Annotated in this window: 18 protein-coding genes and 1 pseudogene; 11 read left to right on the forward strand and 8 right to left on the reverse strand. The window is 67.5% G+C overall.

The features are described 5' to 3' along the window. Together BHS09_RS40190 and BHS09_RS02620 are read left to right on the forward strand one after the other, a co-directional pair. Nucleotides 1–114, forward strand: coding sequence for an MYXO-CTERM sorting domain-containing protein (locus tag BHS09_RS40190; RefSeq protein ID WP_418764032.1), 114 nt, complete (start codon nt 1–3; stop codon nt 112–114). A gap of 471 nt (nt 115–585) precedes the next feature. Beyond that, complete coding sequence (locus BHS09_RS02620) at nt 586–762, forward strand: hypothetical protein (protein ID WP_237077978.1); 177 nt, start codon at nt 586–588, stop codon at nt 760–762. An 80-nt stretch (nt 763–842) separates the two neighbouring features. Here BHS09_RS02620 and BHS09_RS39160 read toward each other — a convergent pair whose 3' ends face one another. Then, nucleotides 843–2,048, reverse strand: coding sequence for a hypothetical protein (locus tag BHS09_RS39160; RefSeq protein WP_237077979.1), 1,206 nt, complete (start codon nt 2,046–2,048; stop codon nt 843–845). Nucleotides 2,049–2,506: 458 nt separating this feature from the next. On the opposite strand from BHS09_RS39160, the gene BHS09_RS39165 reads away from it, so the two are divergent. The 3 genes from BHS09_RS39165 (at nt 2,507) to BHS09_RS02635 (ending at nt 5,254) form a co-directional block, all read left to right on the forward strand. Then, a complete protein-coding gene (locus BHS09_RS39165) occupies nt 2,507–2,752 on the forward strand; it encodes a hypothetical protein (RefSeq protein ID WP_237080154.1) in 246 nt (81 codons plus the stop codon). Between the two features lie 230 nt (nt 2,753–2,982). Next, nucleotides 2,983–3,738 (forward strand): WD40 repeat domain-containing protein, encoded by a 756-nt coding sequence (locus tag BHS09_RS39170; protein ID WP_237080155.1) that lies wholly within the window; start codon nt 2,983–2,985, stop codon nt 3,736–3,738. 499 nt (nt 3,739–4,237) lie between these two features. Next, nucleotides 4,238–5,254: an alcohol dehydrogenase gene (locus tag BHS09_RS02635; RefSeq protein ID WP_140797068.1), complete on the forward strand. Its 1,017-nt coding sequence runs from the start codon at nt 4,238–4,240 to the stop codon at nt 5,252–5,254. A 298-nt stretch (nt 5,255–5,552) separates the two neighbouring features. Here the strand turns inward: BHS09_RS02635 and BHS09_RS02640 are convergent, their stop codons facing one another. Beyond that, nucleotides 5,553–6,500: a hypothetical protein gene (locus BHS09_RS02640; RefSeq protein WP_140797069.1), complete on the reverse strand. Its 948-nt coding sequence runs from the start codon at nt 6,498–6,500 to the stop codon at nt 5,553–5,555. A 253-nt stretch (nt 6,501–6,753) separates the two neighbouring features. Between BHS09_RS02640 and BHS09_RS02645 the strand changes: the two are divergent. Continuing rightward, nucleotides 6,754–7,140: pseudogene (locus BHS09_RS02645) on the forward strand (hypothetical protein); the annotation flags it as partial. A 205-nt stretch (nt 7,141–7,345) separates the two neighbouring features. Here the strand turns inward: BHS09_RS02645 and BHS09_RS02650 are convergent. Further along, complete coding sequence (locus tag BHS09_RS02650; RefSeq protein ID WP_140797070.1) at nt 7,346–7,732, reverse strand: hypothetical protein; 387 nt, start codon at nt 7,730–7,732, stop codon at nt 7,346–7,348. Between the two features lie 361 nt (nt 7,733–8,093). After that, on the reverse strand, nt 8,094–8,717 hold the full coding sequence (locus BHS09_RS02660; protein WP_140797071.1) for a hypothetical protein: 624 nt from the start codon (nt 8,715–8,717) through the stop codon (nt 8,094–8,096). Nucleotides 8,718–9,124: 407 nt separating this feature from the next. On the opposite strand from BHS09_RS02660, the gene BHS09_RS02665 reads away from it, so the two are divergent. The 3 genes from BHS09_RS02665 to BHS09_RS02675 all read left to right on the forward strand — a co-directional run bounded on the left by BHS09_RS02665 (nt 9,125) and on the right by BHS09_RS02675 (nt 11,742). Then, a protein-coding gene (locus tag BHS09_RS02665) for an IS3 family transposase (protein WP_418764033.1) occupies nt 9,125–10,347 on the forward strand; the annotation gives its coding sequence in 2 pieces (ribosomal slippage) (nt 9,125–9,499 and nt 9,502–10,347; 1,221 coding nt in all). 440 nt (nt 10,348–10,787) lie between these two features. Further along, complete coding sequence (locus BHS09_RS02670) at nt 10,788–11,168, forward strand: helix-turn-helix domain-containing protein (protein WP_161604848.1); 381 nt, start codon at nt 10,788–10,790, stop codon at nt 11,166–11,168. A 97-nt stretch (nt 11,169–11,265) separates the two neighbouring features. Further along, nucleotides 11,266–11,742, forward strand: a complete 477-nt coding sequence (locus BHS09_RS02675; protein ID WP_140797072.1) for a transposase — start codon at nt 11,266–11,268, stop codon at nt 11,740–11,742. Between the two features lie 80 nt (nt 11,743–11,822). Here the strand turns inward: BHS09_RS02675 and BHS09_RS02680 are convergent, their stop codons facing one another. Continuing rightward, the gene (locus BHS09_RS02680; RefSeq protein ID WP_140797073.1) at nt 11,823–12,269 is read right to left on the reverse strand and encodes a GNAT family N-acetyltransferase; all 447 of its coding nucleotides are present in this window, start codon (nt 12,267–12,269) and stop codon (nt 11,823–11,825) included. Between the two features lies 1 nt (nt 12,270). Next, the gene (locus tag BHS09_RS02685; protein ID WP_237080156.1) at nt 12,271–15,105 is read right to left on the reverse strand and encodes a TonB-dependent receptor domain-containing protein; all 2,835 of its coding nucleotides are present in this window, start codon (nt 15,103–15,105) and stop codon (nt 12,271–12,273) included. Between the two features lie 142 nt (nt 15,106–15,247). Here BHS09_RS02685 and BHS09_RS02690 point away from each other — a divergent pair, with 142 nt between their 5' ends. Then, a complete protein-coding gene (locus BHS09_RS02690) occupies nt 15,248–15,874 on the forward strand; it encodes a Uma2 family endonuclease (protein WP_140797075.1) in 627 nt (208 codons plus the stop codon). A gap of 13 nt (nt 15,875–15,887) precedes the next feature. On the opposite strand, the gene BHS09_RS02695 is transcribed toward BHS09_RS02690, so the two are convergent. Together BHS09_RS02695 and BHS09_RS02700 are read right to left on the reverse strand one after the other, a co-directional pair. After that, complete coding sequence (locus tag BHS09_RS02695; protein ID WP_140797076.1) at nt 15,888–20,474, reverse strand: AAA domain-containing protein; 4,587 nt, start codon at nt 20,472–20,474, stop codon at nt 15,888–15,890. A 68-nt stretch (nt 20,475–20,542) separates the two neighbouring features. Then, complete coding sequence (locus BHS09_RS02700; protein WP_140797077.1) at nt 20,543–20,995, reverse strand: HIT family protein; 453 nt, start codon at nt 20,993–20,995, stop codon at nt 20,543–20,545. 257 nt (nt 20,996–21,252) lie between these two features. On the opposite strand from BHS09_RS02700, the gene BHS09_RS02705 reads away from it, so the two are divergent. After that, on the forward strand, nt 21,253–22,887 hold the full coding sequence (locus BHS09_RS02705) for a carboxypeptidase-like regulatory domain-containing protein (protein ID WP_140797078.1): 1,635 nt from the start codon (nt 21,253–21,255) through the stop codon (nt 22,885–22,887). Nucleotides 22,888–23,294 lie beyond the last annotated feature (407 nt).

Raw genomic sequence — 23,294 nt, forward strand, 5'->3', positions numbered from 1 at the left:
GTGAGCCCGGCGCCGAAGGAGTCCAGCGGTTGCTCGTCCACCGGGACGACTGCCGCGCTCCCGCTGGCGATGGCGTTGCTCTCGCTCCTCGCGTGGAGGCGGCGCGAGGACTGACGCCGTCCTGACGTTGCCTTGAGGCAGTGAAGCGGGGCGGTGGCACATGCGCCATCGCCCCTCTTGTTGAGTCTCTCTTGAGCGGTGTGCGGCCCTTCGGCCCTGTTGGGGAAGGGAGGCCGCGGTGAGTGACCGCGATGATGCTCGGGATGCGCGGCGACTCACGGAGCTGGGACTTCGTCCTGGTGAAGCCGTCTTCAGGGCGCGTGAACCGAGTCGCGCTGGACGCCGACCGTCTGGTGGGGCTCTGCACGCGGCTGGTGAGCGAGGAGCCGCTTCGCGAGCTGGCCATCCAGTTGGACCTGGGCTCTACCTTGGAGCGCGTCGTCATCGACCGCCGAAAGTACTGGGACTCGATTCGCGACGATGTGCTGGAGATTTCTCGCGAGGAGGGAGCCGTCGTCCGGCTCGACCTGTCCCTCGTCGACTTCGAGCGTGCCGACTCGGGGCTCGATTTGCTGGAGCGCGCGTGTGACGCACCTGCTGGACCTGCAACTGCTGGCGCCCGACATTCAGGAGGAGGTGCTGTTTCTCGAAGCCGTCGACGGGAAGGAGCCCCTCAGCGAGCGGGCCCTCCGTGTCATTGCACACGCAGGGGCATGGGAGGCGCAGCGGGCGCGGTGGCATGTCTGGCGCACTTCGCTCTGACTCTGGCCGCGCCGAAGAAGTCGAACATGCGGAGAATGGCCACTCATTCGAGGCCTTCCAGACGTGCAGTCAAGGTGCCACTACGGCACTGTGGCGAGGCTTCTCAGCGTGGCCTGCTTGCTCACGCGCTGCCAGTATTGGAGGCTTTGCTCCAGCGCAGGATAGCGACGCCCCGGTTTCACGACAAAGAACCTGGCGAAGGTCCTGATGAGCGTCTCCTGCCCCTCCCCGTCTCCATCGGAGAAGGCGACGGAGAGATAGGGGCGTCGAGAGCTGAGGTGAGTATAGATGTTGCCAGCAGCAGCTGGCTTCCGAGGAAGCCAGCTCAGTGGTAGGTCCACCTCCACCTGCGCGGGGGACGTCCAGCGTACCGAAGGCAGTGACGTATCCTTTCGTGCGGGAGGGCGGAGCCACATGGCCACGGGAGTACCTGCCTCGGTGCGCGCGACAGCCAACTGCACCTGTGCATCCGAGGGGGCGGTAGGCTCTCGTTCGGCCCACCACAGTTCAAGGTGATCCGCCGCGAGGACGGCCTTGGGGGTGGCGTCCTTGGAAGGCACCATCCTGTCATCTTCCAACTGAGCGATGACCCTGAGCATGTCGCCGCGACGCCGGAGGCGCACCTTCAGGCCCGCATCCCCATTGCCCGTCCATTGCTTCTGGCTCGAGGAAACGTGTCCCGGGGGAAGGGTGGATGAATCCACGTTGGATACAAGCAGAACCGTTGTTTCAGTCACGAAGTCTTCTTTTTCACTCACGAAGTCTTCGTCGTCGAAATCAGGGTCCAAATTGCTGCACCTCATCGTGGCGCGCTGCGTCTGTAGATTCACCGTCTCCGTGCATTGGTGGCCGCTTTCAACGAACTGCATGAGCATGGGGCCATGCTGGTCGAAGCGGAGGCTGAGCTCCGCATAGTTCGTCAGGTTCCGATACTTGAGGACGAGGGCCTTGCTGGAGTCTGGGGCATTGGAGGGCGGAGAAGGGATGTCGAACGCGTCCGTGGTCTCTGTTCCACCCAGAGCGAAGCGCTCACCGCGAGCCAGCCCCACCAAGACGACCGAGTTCCCAATAAAGCCGTCCGCTCCCTTGAAGGCGTAACAGACCACCTCGTCATCCCGACCATCTCCGTCGAGATCCACCTGGTACCGAGTGAAAACCTCGGGCTTCTCCTCCTTGACGCGAGCATCGAACCAAGTCGCGAAGGGGCTGGGTCGAGGTGCGAGCGGCGCAGATGAGGGCGGCGCGGCCAGCAGGGTGAGCAAGGGAAGCCAGTGCGAAAAGACCATGGATGAAACTCAACCCCAGGAGCTTCTCGCAAACAAGGTCGTCCTCCTCGCGCAGTATCACTGCGCTTCTCGCCTCCACTCTGCCGCCGAGGTGGCAGTGCCCGCAACCGAGTAAGAGCTCGCCGTCCCCCGTCGTGACCAGCGCAACCGAGTCGTGAGACGTCCTGTCACCTCACACGAGGAGGTGGACATGGACGCGGAGTTGGAGCGGTTCCGACAAGGCTGCGAGACAGGCAGGTGCTGGGGCCTCTGGAATGGGGCGACGGCGTCCAGGTGCGAGGGGTGGACGTACGCCGCTACCGGTGCACCCGGTGCGAGGCCCCGTGCACCGTCTGCCCTCGGGAGGTACTGATGTGGCGACCGAAGTTGGGGCAGGCTCAGATGGCTGTCGTCGGAGCTGGCTTGGCACTCCCTTCGTCACGAGCGCACAGCCCTTTGCGTACGCGCTAGACTGAGCGATGTGGCGCCGTTATCCCCAGTGGCTCGATGCGGGCGAACCCGACGGAGATCCGCTCGGGGCGCCGATGCTGTGGCCCGACGGGCGTCACATCGCCGCGAACGGGCGCGGGCGCATCTTCCTCTGGAGTCTGGCGACCGGTGAGTGCACGCGGGGCCTGAAGACGGGCGCCATCTGTCGGAATGGAGAGCCCTCGTTCCGGCTGGCGGGTGAAGCCGAGCTGGGCCGCGTGCTCGAGGCGCACTAGATCCGCGACCTGGCCGTCTGGGACTCCAAGGACTGGCGACGCGTTCAGACCTTCGAGGGCCACGGAGAGGAGGTCCAGGCCGCCGCGGTCGTCAGCGAGGACCGCGTCGTCTCCATCAGCGGTGACCGCAGCGCGCAGCTGTGGGACGCATGGACGGGCGAGAACCTGCGCACGCTGGAGACCGGACCGCTCTACGCGCTCGCGCATGCGCCCGCCAGGGCCTCGTCGCCGTGGGCGGAAGCAACGGCGCCGTGCACCTGCTCGAAGGCCTCACGCTCAACGTCCGCGCCCTCTTCCACCTGCGCATGGCCACCGCGCGCCATGAGCCCCTCGGCGCCGAGCGCAAGAATCAGATCGGCATCGTGTGGAACCGCCCGTCGAACACCCTCCGGGCGCTGGCCTGGCACCCCGAGGGAGAGCACCTCCTCTGCGGGTCCTGGGACTTCGTGGCCCGCATGTTCCACAGCCGCACCGGCCGCGTCGTGCGGCAATGGCAGGGCCATGCGCACTGGGTGGACTTCGTCGCGGTGGAGCCCTCGCGCGGGCTGCTGTGCACCGGGAGCTTCGATGGCACCGTGCGCGTCTGGTCGCTCGACTCCACCGAGTGCCTCGCCGTGCACGACGTCGGCCACGCCGACCTGGGCGGCCTGCTAGTGCACGACCGGACGCTCTACGTGACGTGTCAGCGGGAGCTGTTGTCGATGCCTCTGGACCAGCACAGCGCCTTCCCATTGGCGGTCGAAGAGGAGTGGTTCTCGGTGCGCATCCTGAAATGGCTCGTTGGTGGCGTGCTGGTCGTGGCCTTGTTGTCGGGCCTGTTGCGGCGAGAGGAAGCTGCGGCGTTCCAGCAGCCAGTGCTCGTTGTGGCCTTCATGATGTCAGACCTGTCGGTGGCAATCGTACCATCGTGGTGGAGAGAGGGCCCATCACTCGGTGGGCTCTGCCTCATTCCAGGAGCCTGCCTCGCGAGTCGCCGGCCAGACTGAACGACGACCGCGCGCCTCGCTCACTGGCCTTGACGCACTGTCGAACGTGCGGCGGCGCCCCGATGATGCAGCGACCGAGTTTGGCTGACTGGGGCGAAGGTGAGAGCGATGCGAGAGGCACTGGCAACCGTGCGGCCACAGGACGCAGCAGCATGGTTCGCCTGCGATGGCTACTGGCCTCAACCGCCGTGAGCACCTTGTGGCTCATTCGATGTAATGTCATATGCGAAATGTCTGGCGTTGAGCGCCTCGATGTCCTTGGGGGTGGGGCGCTCGCGGGCGGCACCGAGGTCGCGGGAGCGCTCGACTCTCTGCCATCCGAGGGGCGACGGCCCATTCGCCGTGGCTGGTCCCCGCCACCCTCACCCGCCACGGAGCAACACCGGCATGGAGGCGGCCGCCAGCACGGCCGCCTCCTCAACTCCAGCTGGACTGTCGTCTTCCCTTCGGAGCCTGCCCATATTCACCCGCGTTCTTTACACCCATGGGGGAAGGCGCGATGGCCAGGAAGATGAAAGCGGTGCAGGTGATGCAGGCGAAGGGCCCACTCGAAGTCGTGGAGCGGGACGTCCCCGAGCCCGGCCCCGGACAGGTGCTCATCGCCGTGAATGCGTGTGGTGTCTGCCACAGCGATGCGATTACCAAGGAGGGGTGGATGCCCGTGCAGTACCCGCGGGTGCCCGGTCATGAAGTGGTGGGCCGCATCGACAAGGTGGGGCCCGGGGTGACGGCGTGGAAGGCGGGTCAGCACGTGGGCGTGGGCTGGCACGGGGGCCACTGCGGCCAGTGCCCCGCGTGCCGCGTGGGCGACTTCGTCACCTGCGACTTCCAGCAAATCTGCGGCATCACCTACGACGGCGGCTACGCCGAATACATGCTCGCGCCCCAGGAGGCCCTGGCCCGAGTCCCGGACGGCATGAAGTCCGAGGACGCCGCGCCGCTCTTGTGCGCGGGCGTGACGACGTTCAACTCCCTGCGGAACATGGGCGCGAAGCCGGGCTCCCTGGTGGCGGTGCAAGGCATTGGCGGCCTGGGGCACCTGGCCATCCAGTTCGCGCGCAAGCTGGGCTACCGCACCGTGGCCATCTCGCGCGGGGCGGACAAGCGGAAGCTGGCGACGGAGCTGGGCGCCCATGAATACATCGACACGGAGAAGGGCGAGGTGGGCAAGGCGCTCCATGCCCTGGGCGGCGCGCGCGTCATCATGATGACCGCGTCGAGCAACAGCCTGGTGGCGGACATGATTGGCGGCCTGGGCCGCGACGGCGTCCTGCTCTTGCTGGGCGCGGGCGCGGAGCCCATTCCCGTCACCAGCCTGCAACTCATCATGAAGCGCCAGCGCGTCCAGGGCTGGCCCAGCGGCATTCCCCAGGACTCGCAGGACACCATGGACTTCAGCGCGCTCACGGGCGTGCGCTCCCAGAACGAGGTGTTTCCCCTGGAGCGCGCTGGCGAGGCCTTCGAGCGAATGATGAGCAACCACGCCCGCTTTCGAGTGGTGCTCAAGATGCGATGAGCAGTGCTCCCATCCCTCATGCTGGCCGTCAGCATTGAAAGCCCGGGATTGTCAGAATCGGCTGCCCTGGGTGGTTAACAAAACTGTTAACCATTCTCGGTCTCTCTCCCCAAAACGAGCGAAAGAGCGTTCCAGAGAGCCCGTTTGGCGGCGGCGAAGGGCGGGCATCTCGCTCTGGGGGCAGAGGGCAGAGAGCGCCCTCTTCATCACCGCGAGGCAAAATCCCTTGTGATTCAGGGACTTATGCACGAAGGCCAACAACCGGCCTTGCTGAATTCATCAGACAGAGCCTAGCGCGTCATTCCGCGGGCGCAGAGCCCTCGCGGTCATTCACCGGGGAAAACTGACTGGCGCTCCGTTCTTGCTCTTGCTGGGCCTCGACCCAGGGCTTGATACAGGAGGCCGGGGCGGCGTGCTCCACGCAGCCTTTCGGAGGCGCTTGCCCATAGAAGCCTCCACACTGCGTGAGATTGAAGACAATGGCCTTCGCTGTCTCTGGGGCCCACTGCTCACGGAGTACCACCTCTGCGGCCTTGCGGCAGCGGGGCGTGTGTCGCAGGTAGAGCACCCGGTCCGACCACGCCCATTGAGTGTCCAGGTCCAATCCCCCGTCCTTCGGCTCCGGGAAGAACTCATCCACCAGGTCCGCCGCGCTCAGAGGTGCCTGTTGCGCTCGGTACACCGTCTCCGCGATGAACTTTCGGCGAGCCGTATGCTTCAGCTTCGTCACACGTGCACGTACGGTGGCGAGTTCCCGCGGTGAAAGCCGCCTCACCCAGTCATCCCGCTGGTCTTCGAACAGTCCCTCGCCGCGGCGTGCAGCCTCCAGCCAGGGCTTCCATTCCGGAGGTGCCGTCAGCCAGACGTCCACCCGCTCCATCCGATTCGACGAGCGCATTCCTTCCGGATGGAACGTCTGGATGGCCAGCAGGACTTTGTCCTCGTCATCCCAGTTCAGGATGGAGAATGCCTCCGGCTCCAGCGTGAGCCACTTCGGATGTGCACAGCCCGCCGTGAGGAGTTGCTCTCGGCCCTTCGTGAAGGAGGGCTGCTCCTTCACCATCGAGGGGGAAGGACAGCGCTCCTTCGATGGAATATCCGGCACCTTGAGTATCGCTGCGAGGACCCGCCCTCCCTGTCTTGTTTCCTCCAGGTATTCACCCAGCGAAAAGCGATATTTCCCGCGATATTCCACCCGCATGGACTCGGTGATGTATCCGCCCGAGTCGCCCATCCACGTCTGCATGAACCGGGTTGTCACCATCGGTCCGATGACACTCAGAATGTCGATGCGTGTATCCGGCTCTTTGCTCGGCAGGACAGGCCCATCGTCCTGCAACACCGTCATCCGCTGCGGGACACCGTCGACGTTCCAGGTCAGCACGCGCTGGGCAGGCTTCGGCCGGGCTGAACTCGCGGACCCTGGGCCACGATGACGAGCAGGCTGCCCAGACACCACCCTGTGAGATTCATGGTGACGAGTCTACTTCGAATGATTCCCTTTGGACGAGCACGCCTCGGAAGTCCTCGGCCGCAAGCGCGCGGCCTTCCTCGTCACGGCCACCGAGAAGTACGGCGTGCCGTATGCCGAGGTGTTCGCCTTCTTCGTTCTGCACTCGGCCTTCGACGACGAGCTGCGCGAGGTGGTGCAGCGGCTGGCCCGTGACAAGCAGTTGGGGGAGACGCTGGGCGCCATGGCCGCCGTCCGCGAGGAGCTGAAGCGACGAGGCCTGGAGCTGGAAGGCTTCCCGGTGCGGGGAGAGAAGGCCGGTGACGTGCTGCGGGGGCTGGGGCGCGCGGGTCGGGACATGCTCTCCAGCAGCTTGGTGAGTGGTGAGGCCCGGTACACGGAAATCAGGGCGATGCGTGGGCAGATGCCACCGCCCCGGCGCCGATCTGCCTGACGCCTTCCGTAACGAGCTGAAGCGCTACCGTAAGGCGATGGGTCACTTCGGACAGGGGCTTTAGGCGGAGGAGGCAGCGGCTCGCCGCTTCCTGCCGTGAGCGTGTCTCTCAAGAGTGCGTTCATTGCCCACAGCGAGACCGTGGACTGGAACGCCGCTATTCAGACCGGGGAACGACGCGCCGTGCTCAGCGTTGTTGCTGACGGGGCGAGGCCGGTTGGCCCTGCTGCGGGGCGCCGCTTCCGCTCATGCAGCGCTGCATCCGTTCCGCCATGCGCTGGACGTCCTCGACCTGACTGGGGTTCTTTGCGGTGAGGTGCAGAGTGGCCCCTTCTTGCGTCTGCTCCATCTGCACGTCCGCCATTCCGCGCATGGGGCAGTTCATTCCCGCGCCGCCCATTCCCTGGCCCATCATGCCGCTGCCCATCATCCCACAGGCGCAGCTTGGCTGTTGCCGTGTCGAGTCATCCGCTTGGCGTCCCGCGGACGGTGGCTGGGAAGTCCCTTGGGCTTCAGCAAGTGTGCCGATAAGAAGTCCCGTGGTGACGAGTAGTCCATATCCAAGCTTCCTCATGCTAATTCCTCCCGGAAATTGGAATTGTCCACCTACAAAAACTCATGCCGGGGTCGGGAAATGGCCTGCTGCCCCTCCCGCCATGAAGCGGAGGCTGCCGGGGCATGGCTGTTCGCTTTCTCTCCGCGCTGCACTACGCGGCGCGGACTGGCGCGATGCCGTGCATTCCCGAGCGGCCGTACCACCGGGCCCCTATGTCAGGGAAGTTGTCGCCTCGGCGGATACACTGAGCTGCCGATGCCCTCTCGCGCGCCTCGCTCACTCGCCTCGACGCGCTGCCGAATGTGGCCTTGGCGCACCCATGACGCAGCGACCGAATTTCGGGTAGGCACAAGTATGTAGGAGCGGAGTCTCCGCCGGGTCAAAGGCCTTCAGGCATCAAACCGTGCTGCGCCACGACCTCACGAATTAGGGCCTCATCCTTCAGGACGATGCGGTAGAGCGCCCGGTAATGGTCGTTCGCCCAGAAGTCGAACACGCTCCTCGCTGTTTCCTTCCCGGCGGTGTTCTGTAGGGCGGCGTACTCCAGGTAATTGACGAGAAGGTGGAGATAGGACGACTCCACGTCCACTGCTCCCTCGGGGAATCCTGTCGGTAGGGTCGGATACAGCCCGTGCAGGGCCGCCATCGCGCGCTCGGTTTTCGTTCTGTTCGCGTCGAGGAACCAGTGCATTTGCTCATGTATAAAGGTCGAGAGCAGGTGCATGTCATTGTCGAGATGCCGCGTGTGGAGCGTCAGCACGGGATGGCTGTGAGGAATGGACCTCTCATTGACTCGGACCGTGTTCGTATAAATCCACGGGTCGACCTCGAACTTCTCCAGTAAACGGCGGAGTTGCTCGCGTGTCTTCTGCTCAGGCACTGAGTCGTTTGCCAGGGTGATTTCAAGTGGAGGGGAAGCCGTGCGCCTTTCAGAAGGCGCAACAGGGGGCGAAGTCTGACAGGCAAGTGTGAGGCCCACTGACAGCATCAGAATCACGCGCATGAGTGCGCTCTAGCACACGCCTTCATGGAGCATAGAGGAGATGAAGCGGCAGGCCAGCCGCGAGCGTGGAGGAAGTCCGCCAAGCCCTAATCCCCTTCAGGGAAATCACCGAAGGGTGAAGGAGGTTACGCGATGAGGAGGCAGGAGGCTTCGCATGGCGTGGCAGCCGAGAAGGCTGACGGCAGAGCAGTTGTGACGATTTCCACCAGGCCCGGTGAATGGGATTGACGTGTCAGCCTCGCCGCTGACATGTCAATCGCATGTGCCAAGATGCTTCACGGCGACCCGACCAGGGGACGGGCTGATGGCACGTTGTGGTGCCGAGGGGCTGCTCGGGAGCGGGTCGTGTTTGGTGTAGCCCCCTGAAGAGTCGGACAGGCTCGTTCGGCTAGAAAGCGAGTCTGATGATGGAGAAGAAGACGACAGAGGTCGCCCCGGAGGCGGATGGTGCCGAGCCAGGAGGACGGCGGCGCCGTTACTCGGCAGAGGAGAAGCTGCGGATGCTCTCCGAGGCAGAGTCGCCCGGCAGCAGTGTGTCGCTGGTGGCGCGCAAGTACGGCGTCAACCCCAGCCAGTTGTTCCGCTGGAGGCAGCTGAAGGAGGCCGGCAGCGTGTCGGGGCTGAAGGCCGGCGAGGCCGTGGTGCCCGAGTCCGAGATGCAGCAACTCAAGGCGCAGGTGCGCGAGTTGCAGCGGATGTTGGGCAAGAAGACGCAGGAGGTGGAAATCCTGCGGGACGCGATTGCCCTGGCGCGCGAAAAAAAACTGCTGTCGCCCGCGGCCTTGTCGAAGCTGGAGGGCATGCTGTGAGTGCGGTGTCTCGGGTGCTGGGCGTCTCTCGCTCCAACCTGATGCGCACTCCGGGACCTCGGCGGCCCCGGGCGACCGACACCGATGCCGACCACCAGGCGCTGGAGGAACTCAAGGCCGTTGTCGGCCAACGCGCCACCTACGGGTACCGCCGAGCCGGCGCCGTCCTCAACCGGCAGCGCCGCCAGGAGGGCAGGCCCGCCCTCAACCACAAGCGCGTCTACCGTCTCATGCGCCAAGGCCGCCTGCTGCTGCAACGGCATACCGGCAAGCCGACGCGTACTCATGAGGGCCAGGTCGTCACCCTCAAGTCCAACCTGCGGTGGTGCAGCGACGGCTTCGAGGTGCGTTGCTGGAATGGCGAAGTCGTTCACGTCGCCTTCAGCCTCGACTGCTGCGACAGGGAGGCCATCGCCTTCCAGGCCGCCGCCCAGCCTCCCACCTCGCTCACCATCCAGGACCTCATGGCCGAGACGCTCGAAGCCCGCTTCGGCCCGGGCATCTCAAAGGCGCCTCACCCGGTGGAGTGGCTGTCTGACAACGGCCCCGTCTACACCGCCAAGGACACCCGTGACTTCGGCCTCAGCCTCGGCCTGCGGGTGTGCACCACGCCCGCCTACTCCCCCCAGAGCAACGGCATGGCCGAGTCCTTCGTGAAGACCTTCAAGCGCGACTACGTCTACGTCAACGAACTGCCCTCGGCCTCACACGTCCTCGCCCAATTGCCCCTCTGGTTCGACGACTACAACCGCTGCCACCCGCACCGCGGGCTGAAGATGAAGTCACCCCACGAGTTCCGTACTGCTAACTCTCATCCCTGAGCCGTCCGATTTGACGGGGGCAACTCCAGTGTTCCTGTCAGTGTGTCGTTGGCGAGCAGAGACGAAGAGGAAAGGGGAGGCTCCTCGGGGGCAACCCGAGATGGGTCGAGCCTCCTGGTGAGCGTCAAGGTAGAGGTCGCGTGAGAGGGGGCAGCCGATGGGCTTCATCGCCGTAACCGTCCGGCGAGCGACGTGCCGAGAGCCCTTGAAGGGGGTAACCGACCGACGGTCGGCGTGCAGCGGGTGCACGCATCCGCTCGCGCAGCGTGGTAGCCGCGCACATGAGTGCCTGACCGCAGAGGCTTGCGTGGATTCAGGATGAGTCGGGTGCGGAGGCGGAGGACGGGCGCCAGCGGTGCGGCTGCCACGCACCTGATGGGAGCGCGGCCTGGGCAGGCGTGTGCCCCAAGGGGGCTCAAGCGCACCCCTTTCAAGGTACGGTGCGCAACGTCCAGCGCTTCCTGGCGCGCTACCGGGCAGGGGGCCTGGACGGGCTGAAGATTCAGTGGGCGCCGGGCAGAACGCCCCTGATTCCCGAGGCGCTCGCGCCCCTCATCCTGGACTGGGTGCGCAAGGGGCCCAGGGCGTGCGGCCTCAAGCGCGCCAATTGGACTCATGCGGCCCTGGCCGACTTCCTGTACCAGCGAACGGGCATCCGAGTGCGTGAGACGGCCATGGGCGACTTCTGCCGCCGCCGTGGCGTGCGCCCCTACCGGCCCACCTACCGCTTCCTGCGGGCCGATGCTGCACGCCAGCAGAGGGCGCTCGAGGAGTTGAGGGAAAAAAACGCCAGGCCCAGCGAGGCGTCATTGTCCTGCTGAGCCAAGACGAGGGACGCTTCCCCATGGTTCCTACTCTGACGGCCACCTTGGGACTCAAGGGAGAACGCCCCGTCGTGGTGCCCACGACTGCAAGGACGTGGTGCACACGTTTGCCGCCATCAACGTCATCACCGGTGCGGTGACCAACCGCCTCTCTGGCAGCTGCGTTGGCACTCGCCGCAAGGACGGCCTGTCCAAGACGAAGCGGATGCAGGTGGCCTTTGCGCACCACCTGCTCGACATCGCCCGCGCCTACCCAGCCGACGAGTACCCGGAGGTAGTCATTGTCATCGACAACGCGCCCTGGCACCGGGGGCGGCCCGTGGACTGGGCTTTGCGGCGCTACCCTCACCTGACGCTGTATCGGCTGCCACCCTACAGCCCGCAGCTTCAGCCTGTTGAGCGGCTGTGGCGCCCTCTGCGCGGACGCACCACTCACAACCTTCTCTTCGACGAGATGACCGAGCTTCAGGACTCGTTACGCTTGGGGCTCACCTACTATCGTGCGCGGCCCCAGGCGGTGCTCAAGCTTCTCGGCTCTCTCTGGAACCCGACCACATCAGCCGAGGCGTGAATGAGGACATCAAGAGGGCGATGGAGCGCGCGAACGTCACGGGAGCAGAGTTCGAGGAGGTCTAGGCGCTCGTAGGTCCGCTAGGCCCCGAGTGTTTTGCGCATGTTGCGGTGGGGGACGCCCACCTCGGTGTAGGGGTCGCCGAAGACGGCGTAGCCCAACCGCTCATAGAAGGGGACCGCTGGGGCGCGCGCGTGCAGGTGGACATGGGTGAAGCCACGCTGCGCCAGTTCCACTTCCAGCGTACGCACCAGCCGGGCACCCAGCCCCTTCCCCTGAAGGTGGGAGGCCACGGCCATCTGGAACAGCCGTCCGCCGTGGGCGTCCTCGGGGTTGAAGAGGACGCAGCCGAGCACCACCTCCTCCTGGTGCGCCACCAGGTGCAGGCTGTCCGCCTCGAAGGGAAAGGCGACGTCGTCACGGGTGTAGCCGAGCGGCTCGCGCAGCACGCGGAAGCGCAGCTCCAGCTCGCCCGTGTAGAGCGGATGCCCGGGGTGGACGAAGGTGAAGGTGGCGCCGGCCGTCACGTCAGAAAGTCCCCGTGAGCTGGAGCGTGAAGGTGCGGCCGTACTGGGGCACGGGTGCGATGGAGTTCTCGTCCGACACCGGCAGCGAGTAACGGGCGTCCAGCAGGTTGTGCACGCCGGCGAAGTAGCGCAGGGGGCCGTAGTCACCCGACAGGCCGAAGCCCACCAGCAGTGCCTCGCCGCTGTCCGCGCCGCCTGGGCCGGTGGGCCGGGCGCTCTGGTAGATGGCCTGGGTGGCCACGCGCATGTCGCCGGCGCCAATGGGCAGCATCATCCGACCCGCCACCAGGTGCGCGGGCGCCGCGGTGGCCACTTCCTCCGAGGCGTTGCGCAGCGTCACGTAGGAGTAGCTCACGTCCACCATCAGCCAGCGGCCCGGCTGCCAGTGCACGCCGGCCTCGGCGCCCCAGGCGAGTGTGGTGCCGTCGGTGTTCATGAAGCGCAGACAGGCGGCGGTGCCGCAGTCGCCTGAAGCCGAGTCCTCCGCGGTGAGCTGCACCAGGCTGGAGATGCGGTTGTGGTAGCCGGCGACAGTGAGGCGCAGCTCGTCCGTCAGGTCGTGCGAGTGCTCCAGTTCGAAGGTGGTGATGGTCTCCGGCCGCAGGTTCAGCGCCGCGCCCTGGGAGATGCCGTCCGCGTAGTAGAGCTCGTAGACGTTGGGCGCGCGGAAGGCGTTACCCGCCACCAGCTTGGTGAGGCCCCGCTCGTAGGGCCGGGCGATGACGGCCAGGCGCGGGGTGATGGGCGTGCTGTCCAGGTCCACGTACTTGTCCAGGCGCAGACCGGCCGACACGCTCAGCCGCGGGTGGATCTTCCACTCGTCGAGCAGGTACGCGGACACCAGCGTGCGCGCCTGCGTCTCCAGGGGCAAATCACCGGCGTCCTGGCGGACGCGAAGCTGCGCCTGGCCTTCCACGCCGAGCGTGAAGACGTTGCCCTCGAACAGGCCGATGCGCGCGCGGGCCTCGCCGGTGAGCCAGTCCGCCGCGCCGCCCTCGGTCCGGGCGCCGCCGTCCTCCTCCGGGTAGACGTAGGTGCCCTCGTAGCGGCTGACGTCGAACGCGCCGCGCACGGACAGGCTGAAGCGCTCGGTGAACTGGCGCTCGTAACGGGCCTCGGCGAAGGCGCGCAGGTCCTGCACGAAGTTGCCCTCCGTGCCGGGCACGGTGCCATAGGGCGCGGTGGGCAGCTCCTTGTTGCGCACGTTGAACTGGGCCTGGAAGGACAGGTCGCCCAGCCGGGCGCGGAGGGAGCCACCGGCAGCGCGCTCCGCGTCCAGCCCGGTGATGATGGGACCGTTGGTGCCCAGCCGGGTGGTGTCCGCGCCCGTGGACGTCAAGGCGCCGGCGCTCACCAGCACCGACCGGTTTCCGTCCTCCCACGACGCGGTGGCGTGTCCCCGTGTGGTGCCGAGCGCGCCCACCGCGCCCGTGACTTCCAGGTGCTTGTCCGAACCCAGCGACTCACGGGGGACCACGTTGATGACGGCGAAGAAGGCGCCCGTGCCGTACAGGGCGCTGCCAGGGCCGCGCACCACCTCGATGCGCTCCACTTCATGGATGTCCACGCTGAGGTCGCGGGCGGCGAAGCCCTGGCCGGCCCAGACGTCGTTCATGGAGTGGCCATCCCAGAGGATGAGGATGCGCGTGTTGAGGTCGCCCGGCGGGGAGAAGCCGCGCACGCCCATGTACGTATAGGTCCGGTCGTCGGTGAGATAGAAGCCGCGCACACCGGCCACGGCCTCGGCGACGGTGCGCCAGCCGAAGGCGCGCAGCTCCTCCTGTGTGAGCACGGTGGTGGAGGCGGGCGCTTCGTCGACGGCGACCAGGCTCTTCGATGCGGCGCGCACCGGAGGCGGCGCGTAGCGCAGCTCGGCGTGGACCTTCACTTCTTCCTCGGCCACCACCTTCACCGTCTGGCGGAGCGGGCGCACCTCGCGGCTCTCCACCTCCAGCGTGTGCTCGCCTTCGGGGAGGGTGACGACGGTGGGGGTGAAGCCGGCGGGCTTGCCATCCACGCGCACCGTGGCGCCGTCGCGGTTGGCGGTGACGACGAGCCGCCCGGTGGGCCGGTCCTGGGGACGCAGCGCCACGGCGACAGGCACGTTGCCGTCGGCGGGGACGTCCACCACGTACTGGCTGGGCGCATAGCCGGGGGCGCGCACGTGCAGCACGCGCTGGCCGGGAGGCAGCCGCACGCGGCCGGGCACACGGGCCAGGATGTTCCCGTTGGGGGCGTCGCGAATCTCTGCGCCCTCCGGCATGCCCGTCACCTCCACGCCGCCGGTGATGAGAGTGAGGTCGAAGGTCTGGTCCGTCTCACGGCCGCGCACCAGGGTGAGCGTGGCCTCCGTGGCGCGGTAGCCGTCCTTCTTCACCATGATTTTGTGACGGCCGGGCGTCAGCGCGAGCGTCTGCGGAGAGCGGCCCCGGCTGCCCAGGTCCATGCGGTCCACGTAGACGTCGGCGCCCTTGGGGTTGGTGGTGACGCGCACCAGCGCGACCTTGGGACGGAGTCGGTCCACGGAGCGGGAGACCTCGGCGGCGTCCTCCTTGGGCAGGTCCTCGGTGAGCAGGTCGTTGTAGTAGCGGTACGCCTCGTTGAACTTGCCCAGCGCCTCGAAGCAGCGGGCGATGTTGAAGAGGACGTTCCGGTTGGGCACCAGGCGGTAGCTGGTGAAGTAGGAGCGCAACGCCTCGGCGTACTGCCCCTTGGAATAGGCATCGTTGCCGAGCTCGAACGCGATGTCCGCTTCATCCGCGTTGTTGTCCGCCAGCACGGGCGCGGACAGGAGGAACATCGAGAGGACGAACGCGAAAGAACGGGAGGAACGCATGGGACGCCAAGCATTCTTCCCTCTCTGGCGTGAGAGGTCCATGGGGGCATATGGGTTGGGCGTTGGATGTCGGACCTGATGGGTAATGTCGGGTCTGGACATGCAACGAGGAGTGGGGTTCCACTCCGGGGAGGCGGGGGCCATGATTCAGGAGCCGTCAGCGGGCGCGGTGAGAGAGGAACGGGACACGGGAATGGGCCACGAGACGAAGCGCCCGGCGACGTACGAGGACCTGGTGGCGCTGCCGGAACACCAGGTAGGGCAGATTATCGACGGGGAACTGATTGCTCAGCCGAGGCCGGCCAGTCGGCATGCGCGGGCCAGCTTCAGGCTGGGCGGCGAGCTGTACAGCCCCTTCGAGCGAGGACGCGGTGGGCCTGGCGGGTGGCATCTGCTGGATGAGCCGGAGCTGCACCTCGGCGCGGACGTGCTGGTTCCGGACCTGGCGGGCTGGCGTCGGGACCGGATGCCGGAAGTCCCGGATACGCCCTACTTCACGCTGTCACCGGACTGGGTATGCGAGGTGCTGTCGCCTTCCACGGCTGCCCTGGACCGCTCGCGCAAGAAGCGCATCTACGCGCGGGAGGGCGTCGGGCACGTCTGGCTTGTGGACCCCCAGGCTCGGACGCTGGAGGTGTTCCGGCTGAGCGGGGGCCAGTGGCTCGAGCAGGGCACGTGGTCGGACAACGAGCGCGTCCGCGCCGAGCCTTTTGAGGCGCTGGAGCTGGAGCTCGGCGTGTTGTGGCTGCCGGAGGCGAAGGTGACGTGACGTCGCCTCCGCTTCAGTGCACCACGCCCCGCGCGGACATGGCCTCCTGGGGCGAGGCGGAGGGCTCGCGCATCAACTTGTCGCCCGCGGCCTGGAGGACCTGGGTGGTGGCGCCCTCGGGGTCGCGGAAGAAGGAGGGCGTCCACATCCGCACGAGCTGCCAGCCCTGGCCCTCCAGCACGCCGGTGCGGAAGAGGTCCCACTCCACGCGGTCCGCGGCCTTCGGGTAGCGCGTGCCGTCACACAGCACGCCGACGGTGACGTCGCTCGGGCGGGTGGGGTGCCGGAGCGCGACGTCCACGCAGAAGCCGTCATTGCCCCAGTGGACCTCCGAGGACACGCGGTGCTGCGTGGCCAGGTGTCCGGCCAGGGCCTGCGCGAAGGCCGAGCCCGCGTCCGTGGGCCGCACGAACACCTCCGCTGTCTCGGCGGGCCGCTGCGTCTGGGCCAGGGTGTCTTCGGGCTCGCGGCGGGCCTCCTGGGTATAGGCCGATTCCAGGGCCTCCGCGAATCGCAGGTAGGCGAAGAGCAGCCAGCCGCCGTTGGGCTGCCGGCCCGCTTCCATGGGGGGCGCGGACTGGTAGGACTCGCGCGGAATCGAGGTGACGAGGTGAATCTGCTCCCGGGCTCGCGTCACCAGCACGTTGAGCCGCCGGCCTCCGCCCGCGCTGCCCAGCGGACCGAAGCGCCGGTAGAAGCGGCCGTGCCGGTCGGGGCCGTAGGTGGTGCTGATGATGAGGTGGTCGCGCTCGTCGCCCTGGACGTTCTCCAGATTCTTCACGAAGAGCCCCTCGAACGAGCCCGAGCCCCTGCGCACGCGCGCTTCGGCCAGCCTCGACGCGAAGGATGCATCGCTGGCGGCCATCTCATCGAGGACGTCGTTGATGGTGTCTCGCTGGCTGAGGTTGAAGCACGCGATGCCAATGGACGGTGGCTGCGGCCGTGAGAGCAGTTCCTTCACCAGAGAGCCCACGGCGCGAGCCTCCACCAGGTTGGTGCGCTTCTCGTAGGTGCCGCCCACGGGGAGCAGCCGCAATGGTGCGTGGGGCACGCTGTGGGACGGGTGCGCGGGAATGGCCTGGAGCCGCTTGTCGTAGAAGTGGTCGTTGCTGAAGGCGATGAGGTCCGCGTTCTGTGAGCGGTAGTGCACGTCCAGGTAGCACTGGTCGATGTCGAGGTTGAGCGCCGCCGACAGCAGGTCCTCCACCTCGGATTGCTGCTCCTCGAAGAGGCCCTGCTCGCTTTCGGCCTCCTGCTCCGCGTTCTGCACCACGGCGGATTCGAAGAAGCGCGTGGGTGGCAACTGCTTCGGGTCACCGGCGATGACCACGCGGTGGGCGCGGGTGAGGACGGGCAGGGCCTCCTCCAACCGGCACTGCGAGGACTCGTCGAAGATGACGACGTCGAAGATGGGGCGGCGGGGGAAGATTTGCGCCACGGTCTGTGGACTGGCCATCCACACGGGGCGGACGTCGAAGAGCGGGTCGCCCCCTTCGATGCCTTGACCGGTGGCGATGACCTGACGCACGCGCAGGGCGCGCTCTCCTCGCAGCATCAGCCGTCGGCGGAGCTCCGCGCCCTGCCCGTTGAGCCGGCCGCCCGTGCCCGCGAGCAGCCGCTCGCGCTGGCGCTGCGTCCAGCGGTGAACCAGGGCGTCGCGCACGAGGACCCGCTTCTTCTCCTCCAGCACGCGGTAGTGCGAATGGGTGGTGCGCACGCGCTCGGCGTCGATGTGCTGGAGCGCCGGAGCCTCCCTCAGTCGCGCGGAGGCTTCCGCCGCCAGCGTCGCCTTCAGCACCGCGCGCCAGCCGGCCTCTGCCTCCGCGCCCTGGCGTGCCAGCCGCTCCACGGCGGATTCCAGCGCCGGAGGCATGCCCGTCAGCACCGCGCGCATGCGCAGCAGACCTTCCACGGTGGGGAGTCGTGACACCAGGGCGGTGGTGACGGATGCCAAACGCTCGCCCGAGCGCAGCCCACGCGAGCGCGAGTCGAGCCACGGCGCGGAGAAAAGCCCCGCTTCGGCGAGCCGAGCTTCCAGCCGCGCGACGGCGTCTCCTCGGGCCGCGGACAGTCGCAGGCCCGCCAGCAGTGCCGCGCGAGACCCCGCGTCCGCCGTCAGGGCCGCCCGCACCGCGTCCCGGCACGACGCGAGCAAGGGCGTGCGCTCCAACTCCTGCAGCAGCTCGAAGAGCGCCGCGTGGGTGCGAAGCGTCTGGGACAGGGACTCGTCGGTGAGTGTCGCGGTGTCGCCCGGGACGAGCGTGGTGCGGTGGTACTCGGTGAGCAGCGCGCGGGCCTTCACGCCCGTGAAGAACCGCGTGACGCGCTCCGCAGCGAGGATGCTCAGCGTCAGACCGAACTGCTGAAGCACCCGGCGCGCCCCGGCCTTCCGCGCGAAACAGAAGAACGCGTACCACTTGCGAGCGATGTCCAGGTACGAGCCCAGCGCGGCCATCGCGGTGGCCAGCACACTCAAGGCCTGGGGTTGCTCGCGGTGGACCAGCGCCAGCTCCGCGTCCAGCGGCCCCTCCGCGAGCACCTGCCGCTGTGCCGCCAGCCCGTCGAGCTGTGTCCGCGCGGCCTGGACCCCGTCCGGTGTCGCAGCGGCCCAGCGCGCGAGGATGTCCGGACGGGCCGACTCCAGCAGCGGCGCCAGTTTCTCCGCGAAGGCGGCGCGCGCCGCGCCCTCTGCCCGAGGGTCCGCGCCGAAGACGGGCACGTCCGGTGACGCGAGCGCATCCGCGTCCCGCGCCGCGCTGTCGACGGCGCTCAGGCGCTCCCGGTAGGTGGCCATCGGCGTCGCCAGGTACGTGGCGAGGTCCGTGCCCAGGGCCTCGCGCCAGGGGTTCTCTGGATAGCCCTCCTTGCCGCCGCGCTCCAGCACCTCGCGCACCTCGCGCTCGCGCGTCGTCACGTCGCTCAACCGTGCGTCGGAGAGACTCGACACGGCGGGCGTGAGCGCGGCGGGGGCTTCCACGGAGAACCACTGGCCCACCAGTTCGTGGAAGGAAGGCGCGGTGCCTCCGTCGGGGCGCTCGGAGAGGGCGCGGTCGGCGGCCGTCAGTTCGTCATGGAGGGACTGGAGCTCCGCGTCGATGCGCGACAGTTCCCTGGCCACGGCCGCGTCGGTCCGTGTCTCCGGCAGCGTGTCGAGCTGCTCGCGGATGCCCATGTAGAGGTCGCGCTGGTCCCGCTGGGCGTCATGGACGACGGCGCACAGGTGTCCCAGGCCGAGGTGGTCCAGGCGGTGCTTCACCACGTCCAGCGCGGTGCGCTTGTCGCAGACGAGCAACACGCGCTCCCCGCGCGCCAGGTGGTCGCCAATGGCATTGGCGATGGTCTGCGACTTGCCCGTGCCCGGAGGCCCATGGATGACGAGCCCCCGGCTGCTGCGTGCCAGTCGCACCGCGCGCGCCTGGCACGGGTCCGCGAGCGTGACGAGCCGCTCCTCGCCCGCTCGCTTGAGTCCCTCCAGGTTGGGCTCGCCGCCGCCGTGTCCCGGGGGCAGGCCGAGAGAAACATCCACGCGGAGGAAGCTCTCCAGCGGGCCGGAGAGGGGCTCTCCGTCCAGGAGCGCGCGCATGTCGTCCACGAGGCTCTGGTTGGACAGGGGATAAAGACCCAGCACGGCGCTGGGGAGGATGGCTGCCTGGGGCTGGGCATCGTCGCCACGCGGAATGGCGGCCAGGAGGGTTTCCGGCGCGAAGGGGGCAGGCGCGGGCAGCTCCATGGCCTTGCACACGGCGGCCACCAGTTCGTTCAGCTCGCGCCACGGGTCCTCGCCGGCTTCATCCGCGAAGAGGTCGCCCAGCCGCTGGCCCGTCTGCTGCTCCAGCCAGGCGAGCAGCGCGGTGTTGGGGGCCACGCGGTCCACGCCGGCCTCGGCGCCTTCCAGCTCCACCGACGGCACGCGGCCCTTCTTGAGCGTGAGCCGCACGGGGATGAAGGCGATGGGGGCCAGGATTCGCCGGGTGCCGAAGCCGCGCTTGTCCTTGGCTCCCGGTGGCAGGTGGAGGAGGGGAAAGCCCACGTGAAGGACGTGCGCGCCGGTGTCCTGCTCGAAGGTACGGGCGTCCTCGACGATGGTGGCCAGCTTGCGGAGCAGGTCCTGCTGTTCCTCCTCCGCGCGGGAAGGCGCGGGGGCCTCATCCGGCGGAGGCGCGTTGTCGGGACGCGCGTGGCGGGAAGGCCCTTGGGGGTTGTCCAGCGGAAGCGCGGCGTCGGAAGCCACGTCGCGGGAAGGGAAGTGGTTTTCGTCCAGTGCGTGCGCGGCCTTGGGCGCCGTGTCCAGCATGTCGTCGGCATCCGTCCCCGTGGCATCGTCGTCCTGGGCGCGAGCGGCGCGGGCCTGGGCGGAGCCCTTGCGCGGGCGAGCCTCGGGAGGCGGTGGCTTCACCACGAGCCGGGCCTGGGCCTTCTCTCCGAGCAGGGCGGCCAGCAAGGTGTGGGGCGCGGTGCCATCCAGCCGGCTCAGCGTGGCGAGGTCCACGCGCTGGCGGCTGTTGTGCGGCCGGCTGTTGAGGCTGGGGCCGGATGCGAGCGCGGCGTAGAGCCGCTCAAGCATCTTCTCAAGGACGCGGTTGCGGGGCTCGGGCGACAAGGCGGCACCTCTCGACGGGAGGGGAGGCCGCTGTCTCTATCACGCGAGGGTGGCCCTGGGCCCGGGCTTCAGCCCGCCAGCGCGGCGCCGAGCGCCTGCGCCGCGGCCTCCAGTTCCTGCGCGGGGAGGTGGTCGGAGGCGGGGGCGTCGAAGGCGGCCCGGCCCCAGAGCCGCTGCGGCGTCTGCGAATAGCGGGGGACGAGGTGCAGGTGGAAGTGGCGCAGCACATCGCCAATGGCGAAGGCGTAGGCGTGTTCGGCGCCGAGCACCTCGCGCTGGGCGCGCATGACCCGGGCGGCGAAGGGGCCGAGCTCGCTCGCCGCGTCCGGCTCCAGGTCATACCAGGCGCGCACGTGCCGGGCGCTGGAGATGACGACCCAGCCGGGCACGGGGCTGGGGCCCGCCACGCCATGCAGCACCAGTCCCGGCGCGCGCGCGATGACGCCTCCCACGGGTCGTGTCTCACCGCGCACGATGGCGCAGCCGAGACATGGGGCATTCACATCCAAGACATCCGGCATGGGCTCACGCTAGCAGTCCGGGGAAAGCCCGGGTGGGTCACGTCATCGGGTCAACGGTGACTCATGTCCATGAGGGCATACTGGGTTCTCCGAGTGATCCGTGACACACCCGGCTCCGGGCGTCTCGGCGGATGAGAACCCGCTCTGAATCAGGGGGGGGCTTCTTGACGGAACGGGCAAGTGTCGGAGAGTGTCCGGCTGACGCCTCATGAAGTGTTGAGGCGGCGATACTTGGGGACTTTTCTTTCAAGGCGGGGATGATGAAGAAGCATCTGGTAATGGCCGTGGTTCCGTTCCTGGCGTTCGGTTGTGGAGACGACCTGGTTGACGCGGACGGAGACGGAATCGCGGACGGCGTGCGCGAACCGGACACTGTGACGGTAGTGACGCCGGCCAATCCCAAGGGCACGGTGTCCGGTCAGGTGCTGAGCACGGACCTGCGGCCGCTGACCGAGGTCACGGTGGAGATGACCATCGGCAGCTCGGCGGAGCCGGTGTCGGCCGTCTCGGATGCGAAGGGCAACTTCACCTACAAGAACGTCCCGGCCGGTTCGCACGTGCTGCTGACGTTCTCCAAGGCGGGCTATGCCACGCTGCGCGCGACGGCGCAGGTTCCCTCGTCCGCGGGCAACGTCCCCATCAACAACGGCAACGCGAGCTTCGGCCCCATCACCCTGGCGCGGCTGGACGGCACGCTGAACTTCCTGGTGGTGACGCCGCAGGGCCGTCCCGCGGCGGGCGTTCGGGCGACGCTGGAGGCCACGCCGGTGGGTGCCATCTCCAACGGCGATGCGTCCTCGTCGATGGTGAGCTCCGTGGTGGTGGAGGCGACCGCGAACGAGCAGGGCCTGCTCACCTTCACGGGCATCCCGAGCGCTTCTGAGCTGGCGCGCCTGCGCAACGGCGACGGCGAGTACAAGCTGTGGGTGTCGCCCATGGACGCCAACGGTGACGGCATCCCGGAGACGGGGGGCTACGTCAGCACGTATTATGGGGCCGAGGTGGTGGCCAACAGCACCACGCGGCTCATCAGCCTGCCGTACTCGCGGCCGCAGAACGTGCCGCTGAGCATCGAGAGCAGCAACGTGGCCAGCCTCCGTGGCGGCGGCGCTGACTTCCATCCTCTTCGCAACCTGGTCCGCCCGGGCGAGCTCATCCACCTGTTCTTCAACCAGCCCATTCAGCAGGGTTCGCTGCTCGTTCGCATGACGGATGAGTACGCGCGGGAGTCGCTGGGCGTGACGGCGACCGTGAACAACGGTGGCTACAGCGCGACCATCAATCCCGGGTCCACCGTGGAGGGCAAGGAGTACAACCTGGACGTGCGCGCGGTCTCCGCGGAGGGCGGTTCGCTCTATAGCACCGTGGGTTACTTCTTCGCAGGTGCTGCGACCGGTCCGCAGCAGGCGACGGCCATCGCGGAGGCTCGCTACCAGGAGACCTCTACCGTTGGAACGCCGACCCTCAATCCGGGTGAGATCGTCTACATCAACTTCACGCACCCCATCGCGCGCACGTTCTTCTCGGGACAGGCTGTCCAGGTGTTCTTCGACGCGGATATCAACAACAGTGGTGCCCCTGGAGATGCCGTGGGGGAGGTTGGGTACCCCATCGGGTTCGACCTTTACATCGACGAGCCTACTCGTCCGGTGCAGACCCGCACGCCTGCTGAAACCCCTGTTTTCGGAATCAGGCCGTCGAACTACAGCACCCGTTATTACTTCGTGTACGCGGGTTCGGTAGCACTGACTCCCAGCACGGCTCCGCTGCAAGTGAGTTTCTCGACGTTGGGTAGCCGTGGAATCAATGGCACCTACGAGAACATCTGGGGGCAGCCCCTCTCGACGGATCTGTCCGTCCGGGGCATGGCTGTGCAGCCGCCGGTCCCGTGAGCTTGCGATACATCGGTTGATGCTGGGCTGAGCCTCAGCACTGCACCCCTATGGAGCGCGTCTCCATAGGGGTGTCGTCTTTTGAAGCTTGGAGCGCACAGGGTCGGACAGGGAGTCCATCTATCTGGACCCAGGGTCCAAGGCGTGGCGTGCCTCGGGTTGGAGCGTCCTGTTCCCGCCCTGTAAGTCATCGATTATCCAGGCCTTTGGTGGCAGCAAAGTCCACTTTTGCTGGGAACGGCTGCTGCATCCGAAAGCCAGATACATGAGATTCATCCGACTCCTGTCAGTGTGGTTCTGTTCCTTGCTTTGGGCCTGTATCAACGTGCCGGAAGTCGATGTGGTCCCCCAAACGCCTGACGCAGGTCCTGTGGCTGATGCGGGGGTGTCGACTCCCTCGGTGATGC

This window comes from Myxococcus xanthus (assembly GCF_006402735.1).
Lineage (GTDB): Bacteria > Myxococcota > Myxococcia > Myxococcales > Myxococcaceae > Myxococcus > Myxococcus xanthus_A.

Coding starts and splice junctions, on each gene's coding strand:
- BHS09_RS02705 (WP_140797078.1), top strand. CDS start 21,253: ATGATGAAGAAGCATCTGGTAATGGCCGTGGTTCCGTTCCTGGCGTTC.
- BHS09_RS02650 (WP_140797070.1), bottom strand. CDS start 7,732: ATGAGGAAGCTTGGATATGGACTACTCGTCACCACGGGACTTCTTATC.
- BHS09_RS39160 (WP_237077979.1), bottom strand. CDS start 2,048: ATGGTCTTTTCGCACTGGCTTCCCTTGCTCACCCTGCTGGCCGCGCCG.
- BHS09_RS02660 (WP_140797071.1), bottom strand. CDS start 8,717: ATGCGCGTGATTCTGATGCTGTCAGTGGGCCTCACACTTGCCTGTCAG.
- BHS09_RS02635 (WP_140797068.1), top strand. CDS start 4,238: ATGGCCAGGAAGATGAAAGCGGTGCAGGTGATGCAGGCGAAGGGCCCA.
- BHS09_RS02690 (WP_140797075.1), top strand. CDS start 15,248: ATGATTCAGGAGCCGTCAGCGGGCGCGGTGAGAGAGGAACGGGACACG.
- BHS09_RS39165 (WP_237080154.1), top strand. CDS start 2,507: ATGTGGCGCCGTTATCCCCAGTGGCTCGATGCGGGCGAACCCGACGGA.
- BHS09_RS02700 (WP_140797077.1), bottom strand. CDS start 20,995: ATGCCGGATGTCTTGGATGTGAATGCCCCATGTCTCGGCTGCGCCATC.
- BHS09_RS02640 (WP_140797069.1), bottom strand. CDS start 6,500: ATGCAGACGTGGATGGGCGACTCGGGCGGATACATCACCGAGTCCATG.
- BHS09_RS02685 (WP_237080156.1), bottom strand. CDS start 15,105: ATGCGTTCCTCCCGTTCTTTCGCGTTCGTCCTCTCGATGTTCCTCCTG.